The organism is Bacillus sp. FSL K6-2971 (genome assembly GCF_038006405.1).
GTDB classification, from domain to species: domain Bacteria; phylum Bacillota; class Bacilli; order Bacillales; family Bacillaceae; genus Bacillus; species Bacillus pumilus.
Genome location: NZ_JBBOVD010000001.1, coordinates 2,175,633 through 2,191,381 on the forward strand (window position 1 = coordinate 2,175,633; position 15,749 = coordinate 2,191,381).

The 15,749-nt window shown below is 41.2% G+C and carries 20 protein-coding genes; 2 read left to right on the forward strand and 18 right to left on the reverse strand.

Annotated features, from left to right (window positions below; genetic code table 11):
- Window positions 1–25: 25 nt before the first annotated feature.
- The 7 genes from ypmT to ilvA all read right to left on the reverse strand — a co-directional run bounded on the left by ypmT (window position 26) and on the right by ilvA (window position 4,854).
- Window positions 26–223, reverse strand: coding sequence for a protein YpmT (ypmT, locus tag MHI33_RS11220; protein ID WP_044141182.1), 198 nt, complete (start codon window positions 221–223; stop codon window positions 26–28).
- A gap of 22 nt (window positions 224–245) precedes the next feature.
- Window positions 246–812, reverse strand: a complete 567-nt coding sequence (locus tag MHI33_RS11225) for a YpmS family protein (RefSeq protein WP_113768492.1) — start codon at window positions 810–812, stop codon at window positions 246–248.
- A gap of 9 nt (window positions 813–821) precedes the next feature.
- Window positions 822–1,583, reverse strand: a complete 762-nt coding sequence (locus tag MHI33_RS11230) for an SGNH/GDSL hydrolase family protein (RefSeq protein WP_340911252.1) — start codon at window positions 1,581–1,583, stop codon at window positions 822–824.
- A 69-nt stretch (window positions 1,584–1,652) separates the two neighbouring features.
- The gene (locus tag MHI33_RS11235) at window positions 1,653–2,243 is read right to left on the reverse strand and encodes an SCO family protein (RefSeq protein WP_340911255.1); all 591 of its coding nucleotides are present in this window, start codon (window positions 2,241–2,243) and stop codon (window positions 1,653–1,655) included.
- Between the two features lie 24 nt (window positions 2,244–2,267).
- Entirely contained in the window at window positions 2,268–3,110 is an 843-nt protein-coding gene (locus MHI33_RS11240) for a DegV family protein (RefSeq protein ID WP_003215944.1), read from the reverse strand.
- Window positions 3,111–3,297: 187 nt separating this feature from the next.
- Entirely contained in the window at window positions 3,298–3,549 is a 252-nt protein-coding gene (locus MHI33_RS11245) for a YpmP family protein (protein ID WP_003215729.1), read from the reverse strand.
- Between the two features lie 36 nt (window positions 3,550–3,585).
- On the reverse strand, window positions 3,586–4,854 hold the full coding sequence (gene ilvA / locus MHI33_RS11250) for a threonine ammonia-lyase IlvA (RefSeq protein WP_065098427.1): 1,269 nt from the start codon (window positions 4,852–4,854) through the stop codon (window positions 3,586–3,588).
- A 181-nt stretch (window positions 4,855–5,035) separates the two neighbouring features.
- Between ilvA and MHI33_RS11255 the strand changes: the two genes are divergently transcribed.
- Both MHI33_RS11255 and trhA read left to right on the forward strand, forming a co-directional pair.
- Window positions 5,036–6,004, forward strand: a complete 969-nt coding sequence (locus MHI33_RS11255) for a sigma 54-interacting transcriptional regulator (RefSeq protein ID WP_340911258.1) — start codon at window positions 5,036–5,038, stop codon at window positions 6,002–6,004.
- 14 nt (window positions 6,005–6,018) lie between these two features.
- Complete coding sequence (gene trhA, locus MHI33_RS11260; protein WP_044141175.1) at window positions 6,019–6,657, forward strand: PAQR family membrane homeostasis protein TrhA; 639 nt, start codon at window positions 6,019–6,021, stop codon at window positions 6,655–6,657.
- 35 nt (window positions 6,658–6,692) lie between these two features.
- Here trhA and MHI33_RS11265 read toward each other — a convergent pair whose 3' ends face one another.
- From MHI33_RS11265 to MHI33_RS11315, 11 genes are all read right to left on the reverse strand, one after another.
- Entirely contained in the window at window positions 6,693–7,316 is a 624-nt protein-coding gene (locus tag MHI33_RS11265; protein WP_340911260.1) for a lysophospholipid acyltransferase family protein, read from the reverse strand.
- Window positions 7,317–7,335: 19 nt separating this feature from the next.
- Window positions 7,336–7,821 (reverse strand): type 3 dihydrofolate reductase, encoded by a 486-nt coding sequence (folA, locus tag MHI33_RS11270; RefSeq protein WP_044141173.1) that lies wholly within the window; start codon window positions 7,819–7,821, stop codon window positions 7,336–7,338.
- Window positions 7,818–8,612 carry a thymidylate synthase gene (locus MHI33_RS11275; protein WP_340911262.1) on the reverse strand — a complete coding sequence of 265 codons (795 nt, stop codon included), beginning with the start codon at window positions 8,610–8,612 and terminating at the stop codon, window positions 7,818–7,820. Before MHI33_RS11275 ends, folA begins: the two co-directional genes overlap by 4 nt.
- A gap of 107 nt (window positions 8,613–8,719) precedes the next feature.
- Window positions 8,720–9,247 (reverse strand): phosphatidylglycerophosphatase A family protein, encoded by a 528-nt coding sequence (locus tag MHI33_RS11280; protein ID WP_044141171.1) that lies wholly within the window; start codon window positions 9,245–9,247, stop codon window positions 8,720–8,722.
- A gap of 18 nt (window positions 9,248–9,265) precedes the next feature.
- Window positions 9,266–9,883: a YpjP family protein gene (locus tag MHI33_RS11285; protein ID WP_044141170.1), complete on the reverse strand. Its 618-nt coding sequence runs from the start codon at window positions 9,881–9,883 to the stop codon at window positions 9,266–9,268.
- A gap of 234 nt (window positions 9,884–10,117) precedes the next feature.
- On the reverse strand, window positions 10,118–10,906 hold the full coding sequence (locus MHI33_RS11290; protein WP_106065466.1) for a class I SAM-dependent methyltransferase: 789 nt from the start codon (window positions 10,904–10,906) through the stop codon (window positions 10,118–10,120).
- A gap of 66 nt (window positions 10,907–10,972) precedes the next feature.
- On the reverse strand, window positions 10,973–11,407 hold the full coding sequence (locus MHI33_RS11295) for a BrxA/BrxB family bacilliredoxin (protein WP_003215999.1): 435 nt from the start codon (window positions 11,405–11,407) through the stop codon (window positions 10,973–10,975).
- 82 nt (window positions 11,408–11,489) lie between these two features.
- Complete coding sequence (gene ilvD / locus MHI33_RS11300; protein WP_044141166.1) at window positions 11,490–13,166, reverse strand: dihydroxy-acid dehydratase; 1,677 nt, start codon at window positions 13,164–13,166, stop codon at window positions 11,490–11,492.
- A 306-nt stretch (window positions 13,167–13,472) separates the two neighbouring features.
- Window positions 13,473–14,609 carry a conserved virulence factor C family protein gene (locus MHI33_RS11305; protein WP_265208216.1) on the reverse strand — a complete coding sequence of 379 codons (1,137 nt, stop codon included), beginning with the start codon at window positions 14,607–14,609 and terminating at the stop codon, window positions 13,473–13,475.
- Window positions 14,610–14,639: 30 nt separating this feature from the next.
- Entirely contained in the window at window positions 14,640–15,251 is a 612-nt protein-coding gene (locus MHI33_RS11310) for an HD domain-containing protein (RefSeq protein ID WP_283923781.1), read from the reverse strand.
- 13 nt (window positions 15,252–15,264) lie between these two features.
- Window positions 15,265–15,747, reverse strand: coding sequence for a glutathione peroxidase (locus MHI33_RS11315; RefSeq protein ID WP_003216059.1), 483 nt, complete (start codon window positions 15,745–15,747; stop codon window positions 15,265–15,267).
- Window positions 15,748–15,749: the final 2 nt, after the last annotated feature.

Sequence of the window (15,749 nt, forward strand, 5' to 3'; positions counted from 1 at the left end):
GCCTTTTCCATAAAGGAAAGGCTCTTTACGAGACATCTTCAGCTTTTTCTTGCTTTTGAAAATCAAAAGCAAGAATCATGATACCTAGAAATAATGCACAATAGGCAATATTTAAGTAAAACTGATCGATATTTTCTGCTCTTAAATCAGTGGCAGCTGTCATGCCAAAATACGCAGCAAATAAAAACGACAGTAAACTAAAATATTGATAGACTCGCTTCATGATTTCACTCCTGACTCACTTTCTATTGCTTTGGATGATAATATGAGAACTCAATTTCATCGTTCTGTAGATCAATTTTGTTTGCTTTTACATACATATCATTCGTCAGCGGCATTTCTGAAAGGCGCACTTCAACCGTTTTTTGATCCGGTTTCACATGAACGAATTCTGGCAGTTCATAGAACTGACCCATGTAGCTTAGAACAAAACTAATCGGAATGCTCAATTGTCCAATTGAAAGGCCATCCACTTTCAAAAGCACATCACCATTATCTTCGACAGTTGGCGTAAATGAGACGTTTGCATCAATCGTCGAAGAGAAAGCTTTAATGGCGCCTGTTACTTTCACATCTTGATCGATTGCCACATGAAAGTCTGGCATATCACTAGACCCTTGATTTTTCAAGTAATCATTGATAAAGCTAGTGAGTGATTCCTTTGAGCTAGATATATCAAAAGAATACTCGCTTTTCAATTCTTTAGTTGAAGCGGATTGACCGCCTGGTAGCAACATCAAAATACCGCAGGCAAGTACAATCAATAGATTGATTGCAAGTAAAATAAAAAATAAGCTTTTCCACTTTTTCATACGTTCACCCTATTCCTTCGGCAGTCCTTCTTTTTTCACTTTGGAGAATAAACGATTTGCCATAAGAGAGTACCCCTTTTGGTTTGGGTGGAAATCATCATCTGCCAGTAATTTTTCATCAGAATCTTCTTCAAATAAATCGGCCACATTGATCATATCAGCGTTGCCGTCTTTTTTCAGTTCTTTTTTGGCGACGGCATTCCAGTCTTTGACGACTTCATCAATATCTCTTAGCTCAGTGAGACTGAATTTAAAAGGATTATACATGCTTACATACATGATCTTCGCATGGTCATTATGTTCTCTCAGTTGAGCAAGAATGGTTTTAAAGCGCTCCTCAAAAGGCCCCTGCTCTTTTTGAAAAGGAGCAAACGTCAAATTGAGCACATTTTGACGAACGACATGCATTAAGTCATTGCCGCCGATCGTAAAGAAAATATAGTCAGCATCTTTCAGGCCGTCTTGCACCTTTTTTTCTTTTAATCTTTTTAATAAATCTACCGTTCTACTGCCTTTAATGGCATAGTTTTTTAATGTGACAGATTGCACGCCGTCCACCGCTTCTAACTTGTCACGAGTCATGCCTGCATATCCTTTTTTTTGTTGATCTCCGATTCCTTCTGTTAAAGAATCTCCAACCGCTGCGATGGTAATATGTTCTTTTACGTCTTGTGTGTCTTCTAGTTTATCCTTTATGCCAGCCTCTTGCGCGGAACATGCAGAAAGAACAAAAGCTAGAGACATCACAATCAAAATCAAACGAGCCATCAAACGATGATGTCCCTCCTTTTTCTGATTAAAAAAGTGTATCATGTTTTTGCTCATTTGAACATCTTTATGCTAGCTTCGGATCAGCGTTTTGATGTCCTTGATGATGTCATCATATGGTGTGTTTTGTACACCATCATAATTTTTCATCACTTTCCCTTCTTGATCAACTAGGAAAAACAATGACTGATGGATCACTTGGTCTTCATCTTCAGGTTTCTTCACAATGGTTTTAAAGCTTTTCATTGCGAATTTTTCGATCGCAGACTGTGAATAGCCAGTGAGGAAATCCCAATTTTTAAAGGATAAAGGATATGCTTTTGCAAATTCTTTTAGCTTTTTCGGTGAATCTACCTCCGGGTCCACGCTAAAGGAAATGATATGCGCATCCAATTTTTCTTCTTTTAACCGTTTTTGCAGCTCTGTCATATGCGCAGTCATCGGCGGACAGATCGTTTCACAGCTTGTGAAAATAAAATCTGCCACCCATACTTTCCCCTTCAAATCATCCAATGACACCTTTTGTCCATCCTGATTTTCATATTCAAACGGCTGTATTTGATAATTTAACGCATCTTTGATTTGTCCATTTGAACATGAGACTAAAAGAAGCACGCTTATGATAATAAGCGCACCAAGTGAGGCTCCCCTTTTTTTAAGCATGGTACGTCCATCCCCTTTTTCAAGTCAATCGGTATAAAAAGTAAAGCCTATTGCGCCTTTTCCAGTGTGACACGAAATAATCGGTGTTGTGTAGGCGATGTCAACAGGTGCTTCAGGTGTATGATCAAGCAGCGCTGATTTAAGCTTTTCAGCGAGTTCTAATGCATCTGCATGCGCTATCCCAATGGCTTGAACTGTTTTTCCTTTCACCGCCTGTACATACTGTTTGGTTAAATAGCGGACAAGAGCAGAATAGCTTCGCACATTCGCTTCTGGCGTGTATACCCCGTCTGTTAAGCTGGCAATTGGTTTGATGTGTAGAAGTGAGCCGATCAGCGCCTTCCCTCTTCCAATTCTTCCACCTTTCACGAGATTTTCTAATGTATCAATTGTGACAAATAGCTTTGTTCCAAGTCGGATTTTATCCATTTCTTTGATGATGTCTTCACGGCTTGCACCATTTTGTGCAAGTTCAGCTGCTTTGGTGACTTGAAACCCTAATCCATATGAAATAAAGTTTGAATCAATCACCGTGATGTTTCCGTCTACCATTTTCGAAGCGCTTTCAGCAGTTTGAACCGTACCACTCATCCCACCCGTTAAATGGATACTAATGACTTCGCTTCCATCTGCCGTCAGCCTTTCATATAATTCGACGAATTGACCGATCGCAGGTTGAGACGTTTTCGGCAATTCCTCAGCAGCCTCCATTTTTTCAATAAATTCATCTGGCTGTATATTTACTCGGTCAATATAATCAACCCCAGAAATGGAGATATTGAGCGGAATCACGTGAATGGAAAGATCATTGATTTTTTCTTGCGGAAGGTCCACAGTTGAATCTGTTACAATTTTAATTTGTTTCACTATCGTCTCATCCTTGCTGTCTTAGTCTTTACTTATGATATTACCTTATTTCGTGCTTACTTGAAAACAACTGTCATGACGTTTTGGAAATTGTCACATTTTCTTCTTTTCATGAAAAAAATCCTTGCCAAGCTGAGCAGCAGCCATTTTAAAACAGCCGCTCACTCCCTTTGACAAAGATTCCTTTTTACGCATTGTGTTTCAGTGTAGGCTCCTGATAGATCTGCTCATATGTGCTCCACTTGACGTTACGTTTCACATCCTCTCTGAAAGAGTACACAGCTCTCTTTCCTTTAGATACATAGACTTTTTTCAAGAAAGCTTCAAGTCTAAAGGTGAGCATGAAACGATACGGCTCATCTCCCTTTAGTACAGGAACTTCTGTTACCTTGATCTGAGCTCCATCCATCCGTCTAAAACATATTGTTTTGAGCAGCACAAACGATCAATCCTCTTTTCCAATGTTCTGTTACGCCTAAATAAATAGGTGGAATAAATCTTGATCTTTATTCACTTCAACATAATGGAATCCTTTTTTATTCATCCGTTCAATGAGCGCCGCATAGTCATCTCTTTCTTTCAATTCGATGCCAACAAGCGCGGGTCCTTTGCTTCGGTTATTCTTTTTCGTATATTCAAAGCGGGAGATATCATCATTTGGCCCTAATACTTCATCTAAAAATTCTCGAAGTGCACCTGCTCTTTGCGGAAAATTGACAATGAAATAATGTTGAAGCCCTTCATAGATCATCGACCGTTCTTTGATTTCCTGCATTCTGCCAATATCATTATTTCCTCCACTGACAATACAGACAACATTTTTCCCTTTAATCTCCTCGCGATGGGCATCCAGCGCAGCGATCGGAAGTGCGCCTGCCGGCTCTGCTACAATCGCACATTGATTATAAAGCTCTAAAATGGTTGTACATACTTTTCCTTCAGGTACAAGACTAATTTTATCGACAACAGACTGTAGCGATGTAAACGTCTTTTCGCCAATCCGCTGAACCGCTGCTCCGTCTACAAACTTATCAATGGAATCAAGTGTCACAACCTTGCCCTTTTCATGGGAAGCATGGAGTGAAGCTGCGCCAAGCGGTTCGACGGCAATGATTTCGGTTTCTGGGGCGATATTTTTGATATATGTACCAACTCCAGATAACAGACCTCCACCTCCAACACTTGCAAATAAAAAGTGAGGCTCCACTTCGATATCATTTAATATTTCTACAGCAGTCGTTCCTTGTCCTGCCATCACATCCAAATCATCAAACGGATGGATAAACTCGCGCTTCTCTTCATCTCCGCATTTAACTGCTTCATGATATGAATCATCAAACGTATCTCCGGTTAAGATAATTTCAACATATTCTTTGCCGAAAAGCTCCACTTGAGATACTTTTTGTCTTGGTGTCGTAGCAGGCATAAAGATTTTCCCGTGGATGCCTAGATATTTACAAGAATAGGCAACACCTTGTGCGTGATTTCCTGCACTTGCGCAGACAATGCCGTTTTCTAGTTTATTTTTTGGAAGCTGACTCATTTTATTAAAAGCGCCTCTTAATTTAAAGGAACGAACTACTTGCAGATCCTCTCTTTTTAAGTAGACATTACATTCATATCGTTCAGAAAGTCGCTCATTTTTTTGAAGAGGTGTATGAATGACAACATCCTTCAAATTTTGATGGGCCTTTAAAATATCTTTCACTTGAATTAGCGTGTTTTCTTTGAGCAACGGTTTCATGTACAAGATCCTTTCTCTTTAACCTTATTTAATTTGTCATTATAACATGAATATTCAAAAAATAAACCGATAGATCATGGATCAAGTATAAATTTCATAAACTTTTTCGTTTTTCTGTACATTTGGTTTTATTGGGTGTTACAATTGAACCAATAAGAACCATAAAGAAAGGAACCACCCGATGACCACACATTCGTTTACGTCTATATATGGAGAACATCAAGAAATGAAGCGTGCCATTCACCTGGCAAAGCAATTCACAAAGCACGAGCAGCCGGTCTTGATCACAGGAGACATTGGCACAGGCAAAACACGATTTGCCCATGAAATTGCTCATGCATCGGCTCTAAACGCTTCACTGAAACATCTATATTGCCCCATTTTAGATGAAGATACCTTGCAGAAAGCCTTCACGGAAAAGACCCGTCAAATCCTTTATTTAGACGAAATCGCCGCATTAAGTATTCCTATGCAGCATCAGGTCATTCGTTTTCTGGAAATCTCTCCTGCAACAAAAATCATTACCACTTCGTCTTTATCAATAGAGGCATTGAGGGTTTCATCTACCTTTTTACCTGAGCTGTTTTATCGCTTAAATGTTTTCCATTTGCCTTTACCTTCATTAGCAGATCGAAAAACTGACATTCCTGTGTTAACAACTGCTTTCTTTCAGGAGCTGAGCATGGCGCCTGATATTGATCCAAGTGTTTGGGAAACCTTGCAGGAGTATCCGTTTGAAGGAAACGTACAGGAACTCAAAAATATCGTTCATTATGCTGCAGTCATTCTCGAGGGGCAAACGGTATTTTTACACCACCTGCCGCCTTTTGTGTTAACCCCTCTTTCGCCGGAGGTAAAAGGAAAAAAGGAAGATCATCAGCTCACACTAATGGAAAAACAAGAGTTTGTTTTCCTGCTAGAAGCCATTAAATCTCTCAATGAGAAAGGTGAAGCAGCCAGCAGACGCATCTTATCTGAATTAAGCAAACAAGGCGACATTCCGCTGACCCCTCAGCAGGTGAGGAGCCGATTAGATGATCTTGAGAAAAAAGCATACGTGACGAAAGGAAAAGGCAGGGCCGGCACGAAGATTACACTTGAAGGTCTTTCATTCCTGAAGTCACTTGATGGTTATATACCGGTTCAATAAAAGGAGGACATCCATTGTTTACTGTAAAAGAAGAAATTGCCAACGCCATTACACATGGCATTGGCGTTATTTTATCCATACCAGCCATTGTTTTTCTCGTGTTATTCGCTGTTCAATACGGCACTGTCACAGAGATCATCAGCTTTTCGATATTTGGCGCGTCCATGTTGCTGCTTTATTTAAGCTCGACCTTGCTTCATAGCATTCGGCACAAAAAAACAAAAGATGTATTTGAAATCCTCGACCACTCGGCTATTTATGTATTGATTGCTGGTACCTATACGCCCTTTTTACTAGGACCATTAAAAGGCGCACTCGGCTATACGCTTCTTGCGATTGTATGGGCTCTTGCTGCTGGCGGGATTGTCTTTAAAATCTTTTTCGTCAAACGGTTTATCATTGTGTCCACCCTCGTTTATTTATTAATGGGCTGGATGATTATCATTGCCATTAAACCACTTTACATTCAATTAACGGGCGCAGGATTTGGCCTCTTACTATTAGGCGGTCTTTTGTATTCGGTCGGAACCATCTTTTATATTTGGCGTAAAATCCCTTATCATCATGCGATTTGGCACAGCTTTGTGCTCGGCGGAAGTGCGTCGATATTCTTCTGCATTCTCTTCTATTGTGTGAACATTCCTGCTGCATGAAAAAAACCAGCATCCGAAAATGGATGCTGGTTTTTTTATGCGCGCTTTTGGGCGTAATCGCTCATCATGACAGGTCCTCTAATATGAATATCAACGTTAACAGGCCGCAGCCTTTTCATGACTTTTCCAGCTAATAGACGATCCGTTCCACTTGTTTCAATCGGTACAAGCGGACAATCACAATCTTCAGCAAGTGCCTCTGCCATGTGACGATGTGCTTCTGAAAGCAATACACTCTGCCCCGATAAGATTCTTTCCTTTGCTTCTTCTAACAAGGCATCATCAGATTGATTCTGATGCATAACCGCCATCTTCTTCAGCCATTGTTTTAAAATCGGATATCGAAAAAGATTCGGCTTTGCCATGAAAGCAAATGGCTTCTCAAGGTGACCAATCAATAATGTCGTCGTGACTGGATTCAGTGCCTGTGTGATATAAATAACGGGTCCATCTGGCAGCTTCTTTTGCTGGTGAATGGTCATGACTGATCCTGACTGGTCAATACATCCCCGGGCAAACCTTTTTGCATGCTCATGAATGAGATGCATTCGTTTCGTATAGGAAATGCGTGGATCAGTTAATTCATGGGCATGCAAATGCCTCAAACTTTTACAAAAGGATACAACAACATAAATCGTTAAAACCCAATAACGAAACAACCGTACTCCTCCTACTCATTTATCCTTTTTTGTCATATACGACAAATTCATAATTGTAGGGGTTCTTTTCGTCACGATGGCCTTTTTCGCGTGATACAACCGTCCATTCGTTTTCATTGTAATCAGGAAAGTAGCGGTCTCCTTCAAACGCATGGTGAATATGCGTGATATATAGACGATCCGCATATGGCATCATTTCTTCATACAGCTTAGACCCGCCGATGATAAATAACTCTGTCTCGCTTTCCCCAATTGCCAAAATATCGGCAATGGAATGGACAACCTCGCATCCTTCTGCTTCAAAAGAAGAACTTGTTGTCAAAACGATATTTCGACGGTTAGGCAGCGCTCGTCCAATTGATTCAAACGTTTTTCTGCCCATGACAATCGTATGACCGCCTGTGACCTTCTTAAAATACGCTAAATCAGCTGGTAAATGCCAAGGCATTTGATTATCTTGACCAATGACTCTGTCTTTTCCTGTCGCCACAATCATCGAAATCATACACTGACTTCTCCTTTGATATGCGGATGCGGATCATAGTTCTCAAGTACAAAATCACCGAACGTGAAATCAAAGATGCTCTTCACATCTCTTATGATGCGAAGCTGCGGAAGCGTGCGTTCCTCGCGCTCTAGCTGCATGTTCACCTGCGGAAGATGATTCTGATAAATATGTGCATCTCCTAGCGTATGAACAAACTCTCCTGGCTCAAGATTTGTGACTTTGGCAATCATCATCGTGAGAAGAGCATATGAAGCAATATTAAATGGCACGCCTAAAAAGATATCTGCCGATCTTTGATAAAGCTGGCAAGAAAGCTTCCCGTTTGATACGTAAAATTGAAACAGACAATGACATGGTGGCAGTGCCATTTGATCAATTTCAGCCGGGTTCCAAGCGCTGACGATCAGTCTTCTTGAATTCGGATTATGCTCGATATCGTGGATCAGCTTTGTGATCTGATCCACAGTCTCACCGTCCCCGCTAGCCCAAGATCGCCACTGCGCTCCGTATACACGGCCCAGTTCGCCATTTTCATCTGCCCATTCGTTCCAAATACGGACACCATTTTCCTGAAGATATTTGACATTTGTATCACCTTTTAAAAACCACAGTAACTCATGAATAATTGATTTCAGGTGCAATTTCTTTGTTGTTAACAGCGGAAATCCTTCCTGCAAATCAAATCTCATCTGGTAACCGAACGTGCTGATTGTGCCTGTTCCCGTTCTGTCACCTTTTTCATCCCCGTGCTGTAATACATGACGGCATAACTCTTTGTATTGTTTCATTTTTTTCATCCTTTATTTATGTTCTTGTTGTAGTTTACCTTATTTCTGCTTTTGTTTAAACACCAAAAAAACATGCCTGCATAATAATGAGCAGACATGTTTTTCTTTTATACTTGATTCACTCGATCCTGCTCTTCGTCCTTAATATCTTGGTGTGAGTGAGCAATACGGCTAGCTGCTGCTGCGGCAAGCGCGGCGACAAGATCATCAAGGAAGGTATGCACTTCACCTGGACGACCTTCATCTAATTCCCTGATAATACCAAATTTCTCTTTATCTAAATAACCGAAGTTGGTCAAACCGATTGATCCATATACATTGACAATGGAAAGCGGAATAATCTCATCAATTCCATATAGCGGCTCATCTGTTTCAACTAAGTGCTGCAAAGGTTCTGGCAACAGCTTTTTTTCAGCCAGCTGATCAAGGGCAAGTCCTGTTAAAACAGCATGGACAATTTCCCTTTTATTCAACACTTTTTCAACATTTTCAATACAGACACTAAGTGGAAGGTTTGGATGATATTTTTCTTGAAGCTTTAGCACAATGTGTGCAATATCTTCAATTTTCACTCCGCGTTCGTTTAACATTCGTTTTGTAATCTGCACCATTTCGTTCATTGTATACTTTTTCAATTGGCATGACATCTCCTTCTAGTGGCTCATCCAGCTCGGCGGGGTGTTTTTGTCCCAGTAAATATTACCGAGTTCATGATGCGTCTGGAATCCATCTTCTGCTGTATGATAGTGAAAGTTAAACCAATATCCGCTGTGTGGCGGCTGATCTCTTCTCACATGAAAACGGAGCAAATCTTCTCCAGTCTTCCGGTTGTAGATATGAAAGATTTTTTCGCCATTTCCGCTTGAAGGCTGATCAGTTAACACAACATCTTGAAATTTTTCGTCATCTTTGAAATTTGTTAAAACATCGGTTAACACTTGTTCAATTTTCGGTTGAATCTCTTCTCTGTACTCGTCTTCAATGACAGGTGTGATTTTACGGCCGAATTTGAGAAAGGATTGATTTTCTGCACTTGATAGAACCTCTTCCTTATATTGCTCAAAGGGGTCTACCTGCTCTTTGCTTGCCTCTTGCGATCGTTCCCAGCTGCGCAATTCATCTGATGTATCATAAACTGCTGTATAAGGCGTTTTATCAGGTGAAGAAAGTTCAGATGGCTTGTCTGTCATCAAAGCCGACGGAGGAGAGACCAAACCAAAAGTTGCAATTGTAAAGAGCGCAACAAGCGTTTTTCTCATCCACATCTTCATGATATCTAATTCCTTCCATAAGTTATCATACTGCTATTCTAGCATATAATGAATTTTCAGTCATTCAATTTGGTCACTGATTTGAGACTTTCTTTTTTATAATAAAACGTTTACAATGACAGTACAGGCAACTAAAATTTGGGAGGAATAGGTATGCTTGAAGGCTTTTTCGTCACAGCTTCCTTGCTGACACTGTTTTATTTTGTCTATATGGAGATTACGGATTAAAAGCCCTTAGAGAGGGCTTTTTTCTTTCTCGATATATCCATAATGAAATTGGGCTGTTTTTCGTTTGATGACATGAAATTGGTAACAGTCCGCTGTAAATCGTGTGCTTTTCCAATGATCTTTTAACACCACTCTTTTTCTTGCCACCCTTAATGCTTCTTGCACGGCTGCTTCGTGATCAAAGTCGTGCTCTGCCGCATGACGCAGCGGCGCTATACTTGTAGATTCTTGAATCGTTTCCTCAAACATCGGATCAAAATAGACGATATCAAATGAACAGTCAGGATACTTCTTTAGTTGCTCGATACTGTCTCCACTAATAACAGAAATCCGTTTCATCGCTTCATCAGCTTCCTCTATCCCCGTCTCCCATGTATTCAGTCCTTCTCGCACAAGTAATGCCGTAATGGGATTCTTTTCAATACCGACGACCCTTCCATTCCTGCCTATCGCACAGCTTGCAGTTATCGCATCAGACCCTAAGCCCAGTGTGCAATCTAAAAAGGAATCGCCCGGCTTTAGCTGTGCTGCTTCAATTAAGGGATCCTTTTCTTCGCGCAAGAGCCGCTTCACCCTGAACATCGCTGAGCTTGGATGAAAGAAGAACTTTTCACCATTTGGCTGATACCATTCAAATCTTTCTTTCCCGACAACAAGGACATCTCCTCGTTTTATCGCAAGCTGTTTGACAGATTGTTTGCGTCTTTCTACATACTCACCATGTAAATCCTCTGCAAGTGCCTTTGCTGTTCCAATCGTTTGTTCATTTGCTCTAAAGCTTGTTGTAATGAGCATATCGTTCCTCCATCATGATCAAGAAAAAATGCCCTGATCTAGTTCCAGGGCATTTCAACACGTGTATTAGCAATGTTTTTCAAATGCAGTTAAGACATTTTTCATGATATCTTCCATTTCATGACCTTCAATTTCGTCACGTGGGATAAAATGAACGAGTTCATTTCCTTTTAAAAGGGCCATAGAAGGAGATGATGGCTCTTCACCAGTGAAGTATTCTCTCATTTTTGCTGTTGCTTCCCGGTCCTGCCCAGCAAATACTGTGACGATTTTGTCGGGCGCTTTTTCTGCCTTCATCACAGCTTGAGTCGCTGCTGGGCGTGCTAAGCCGGCAGCACAGCCGCATACAGAATTAACAACAACAAATGTTGTTCCTTCAGCTTCTTGCATCGTTTGTTCTACTTCTTCTTCCGTCGTTAGTTCTTGGAATCCTGCACTTGTCAACTCTTGGCGCATTGGCACAACGAGCTGGCGCATATATTCTTCATATGCCATTGACATAAAAAAAGCCCCCTCTAAAATCCTTATGTTGTGAATAAAGGATACTATAGAGAGAGCCAATTTTCAAATGTTCTATTTCAGATTAAATTTTCATGATTCCGCCTGTATTGGCTGAGGTCACAAGTTTTGAATATCTGGCAAGATAGCCCGTTTTCACTTTTGGCTCAAAGCCTTTCCAGTTCGCTTTTCGTTTTTCCCATTCTTCCTCTGGAACCTCTACGCTTAAAATGCGCTGCTCAATATCGACGACGACATGGTCACCATTTTCAACAAAGGCAAGCGGGCCGCCCTCAGCTGCTTCAGGAGAGACGTGTCCGATAGACAAGCCACGAGAAGCGCCGGAAAAACGTCCGTCCGTAATTAAAGCAACCTTTGGTCCAAGTCCCATCCCGACAATTTGTGAAGTAGGAGCAAGCATTTCTGGCATACCAGGTCCGCCTTTAGGTCCTTCATAGCGAATGATGACAACATGTCCTGCTTCTACTTTTCTATTAATGATTCCTTCAAGAGCTTCTTCTTGGGATTCAAATACGATTGCAGGTCCTTCGTGACGTGTGATCCCATCTTGTACCCCGCCCGTTTTAATGATGGCTCCATCAGGCGCAAGGTTTCCAAATAAAACGGCTAAACCGCCCTTTTCAGTAAATGGCTTATCGATTGGATAAATGACGTTATAGTCTTTGACCTCATGACCTGCAATGTTCTCACCAAGTGTTTTCGCTGTGACGGTCATTGTATCTAAATGAAGTGCACCTTCTTTTTTGGACAATTCATTTAGCGCAGCTGTGACGCCGCCTGCTTCATGTAAATCCTCAATATAAACATCCGAAGCTGGAGCAAGTTTTGATAAATGAGGCACACGCTCTGCTACTTCATTGATACGTTCAAGTGAATATTCAACACCTGCTTCATTTGCGATCGCCAGTGTGTGAAGAACTGTATTCGTTGAACCACCAAGTGCCATATCTAATGCAAATGCGTTATCAATTGCTTTTTCAGTCACAATATCACGTGGTTTAATATCCTTTTTAATGAGCTCCATTAGTTGTTTTGCTGACTTTTTCGCAAATTCTCTTCGCTCTGGTGATGTCGCCAAAATCGTTCCATTTCCAGGAAGAGCAATTCCAAGTGCCTCTGCTAAACAGTTCATTGAGTTTGCTGTAAACATACCTGAACAAGATCCGCAGGTCGGACAGCCAAACTGTTCTAATTCATTTAATTCCTCTTCGTTAATTTTACCTGACTGGTAAGCACCGACGCCTTCAAATACAGAAGAAAGAGAAATCTTTCTGCCATCACTTGTTCTACCCGCTTCCATCGGTCCACCGCTGACAAAGACCGTCGGAATATTGACACGCATTGCTGCCATCATCATCCCCGGTGTAATTTTATCGCAGTTAGGAATACAAACCATTCCATCAAACCAGTGAGCAGATACAACGGTTTCGACAGAGTCAGCAATGATTTCACGGCTTGGTAGTGAATATCTCATCCCGATATGACCCATTGCAATTCCATCATCGACCCCAATCGTATTAAATTCAAATGGGACCCCGCCAGCTTCACGAATGGCTTCTTTCACAATCTTTCCGAATTCCTGAAGATGGACATGACCTGGGACAATATCAATATAGGAATTACATACAGCAATAAATGGCTTGCCGAAGTCCTCATCCTTTACCCCCGCTGCTCTTAGTAAGCTTCGGTGAGGTGCTCTGTCAATTCCTTGTTTAATCATATTACTACGAAGTTCTGCCATCTGTTTAAAAAGCCTCCTATACTACAAGTCTTGTTGACTGTATGATTTTGAGTTGATTTTATTTTACAAATTTTCTGTTTATTTAGCCACCGATGAATGACCGATGACCAACATGGCTGCTGAATCTAGCGCTCAGCAAGGTTCGTGTCATAAAATCTGACCTCCAATATTCTATATTGGTACTACTATATAGAGTTTTTTCGTATATTTCAACAATATTCAAAATAATTTTTCTAAAAAAATTTTTCTGTCTATGATTTTAGAAAAACAAGCTGCCTATCATTGGCAGCTTGTTCATAAGTCTCATCATTCTGATGCATTTTTTCTACTTTCTGTCATTTGCTTCCATACAGAGCCTTTCGCTTCTTCTCCGTGCTCAATGCGCTCAATCGCCATTTTCACTTGAAGGCTGACTTCAAATTCTGGGTCTTGCTCAGCTTCTTTTAATGCGTCAAGTGCTGTTTCGTCACCTTCTTCGTAAAGAAACATCGCTGCACGCCAGCGAACAAGTTTACTTGGGTCCTTTAATGATTCGATCATTGCTTCTATAGCGCTCGAGTCACCAAGGTCTGAAATGCAGTCTCCAGCGGTTCTGCGGACCGTCACTGTTTTATCTTTAAGCCCTTTATATAAAATAGGCAGAATAGCAGGATCTTCAATCATTCCAGCATTCACAACGGCTTGTCTGCGAATCGATGTTTTAGGGTCCTCCATTGCTTTCATTAAAACAGGTATATCCTTTTGCTCTGGTTGCATTTGCTCTAGATGGGCAAAGCGCTTTTTCCAATCTTCCTCACGCAGCATTTCTTCTGTCACGTCATATGCCTTACGGTTCACCTGTCGATCTACAGCTTCTTGCCCTTCTTTGACCGCTTCTGTTAAGCGAGCTAAACGCTCATCATCATAGGCTGCCTGCAGCTCTTCTGTCACTTCCTGACCGATATCTGCAAAGTCGCCAAAACGAACGCCATGTTCTTTCCACACACGTTCAAATACGACATTGTCTGAACTGCTTCTGAGCTTTAAAATGGCTGCTTGGAAGCGTTCAGGCATGCCGAATCGCTCTTCTCTTTCACCGTCTGTTAATTTGACTTGCATCGGAATCCCATTAAACATTTGGACAAACACTTTGACTTCGCCAAATGTGTCACCGCCAGACTGCGATCCTTCCTGAAGGCCTTCTGTTTCTTGACCAAAGGCTTCTCTGACCTGCTGCAAGATGCCCTGCCAGTCAAACTTTGCATTACGCTCAACCGCTAAGAAGTCTGCGACATGATAAACACCTTTTACACCTTCAATGTTCAAAATACGCTTAATCATCTCTGGCGCTTCGTCTTTTTGATCCTTTTTGTAGTTGTTGCTTTTACCGCCGGCAAGTGCTTCTGTCAAAATGACCTTCATCGTATTTGGACTTGGCGTCGGTTCTATCGCTGTTATTTTCATCTATACATCCTCCTTACACACATAAAGACCCTACTCATCTGTAAGGCCGCATTCTTCTTTCCATGTCTTGATAAATAGGCTCATCAAATCGTGCCGATCCTCAGCAAGCTGCTTTCCTGCATGAGTGTTCATTAAGTCTTTTAATTTGAGCAGTTTTTCTTCCATATGTTTTAGCACGGAGCCCTGCTGCGTGTCCTTTGAATAGTGGGGTTCCCCTTTTGCGCCTGCATAAGTAAACACCCTCGCAATACCGGTTGCTCCTATCGCATCGAGCCGATCTGCGTCTTGAACAATGGCCCCTTCTAACGTTATTGGTCTATTCTGCTTATGTCGATGACGAAAAGACATCGTTGTAATGATGTCCATGATATAACGAATATCTCGCGTATTAACTTCCCAAAAAAGGAGCTGATGCTCAAGCTGCTGTGGTGAAAGCTTCCATTCACTCGACAGTTTTTCATCAATGATATCATGAACAATCGCTGCCATTTCAATCACAAAAAGAGAGCCGCCTTCTTGATTTGCAATCTGGCGGGCAAGCTGCCGCACACGATCAATATGAGCCGCATCGTGTCCAGTCGGTTCATATTTCAGCCGATCTGAAACAAAGGAGGCAGCTGCCTCCAATTGTTTTTTCTGCATGACGGTAAGCACCTTATTTGTCCAAAAGAGCGATGATGGAGCTTTCTAATTCTTTTGGTGATGTTTTCGGAGAGAACCGCTCAGTGACTTCTCCGTTTTGATCCACGATAAATTTTGTGAAATTCCATTTCACTGTTTTCGTGCCAAGTACACCTTTTGCATGACTTGTTAAATGTTTAAAGAGCGGGTGCGCGTTGTCACCATTGACATCTACTTTCGCAAACATAGGGAAGGTCACCCCATAATTCAAAGAACAGAATTCTTGAATGGCTTCTTCTCCTTCTGGTTCTTGGTTCATAAATTGGTTACATGGAAATCCTAAAATTTCAAGGCCCTTTTCATGATATTGATCATATAGCTCCTGCAGTTGTTTAAATTGAGGAGTTAGTCCACATTTGCTTGCTGTATTGACAATAATGAGTACTTTTCCTTTGTAATCTGCCATTGATTTTTCTTGACCGTTAATGGTCTTGACCTGAATATCATAAATTGACATCT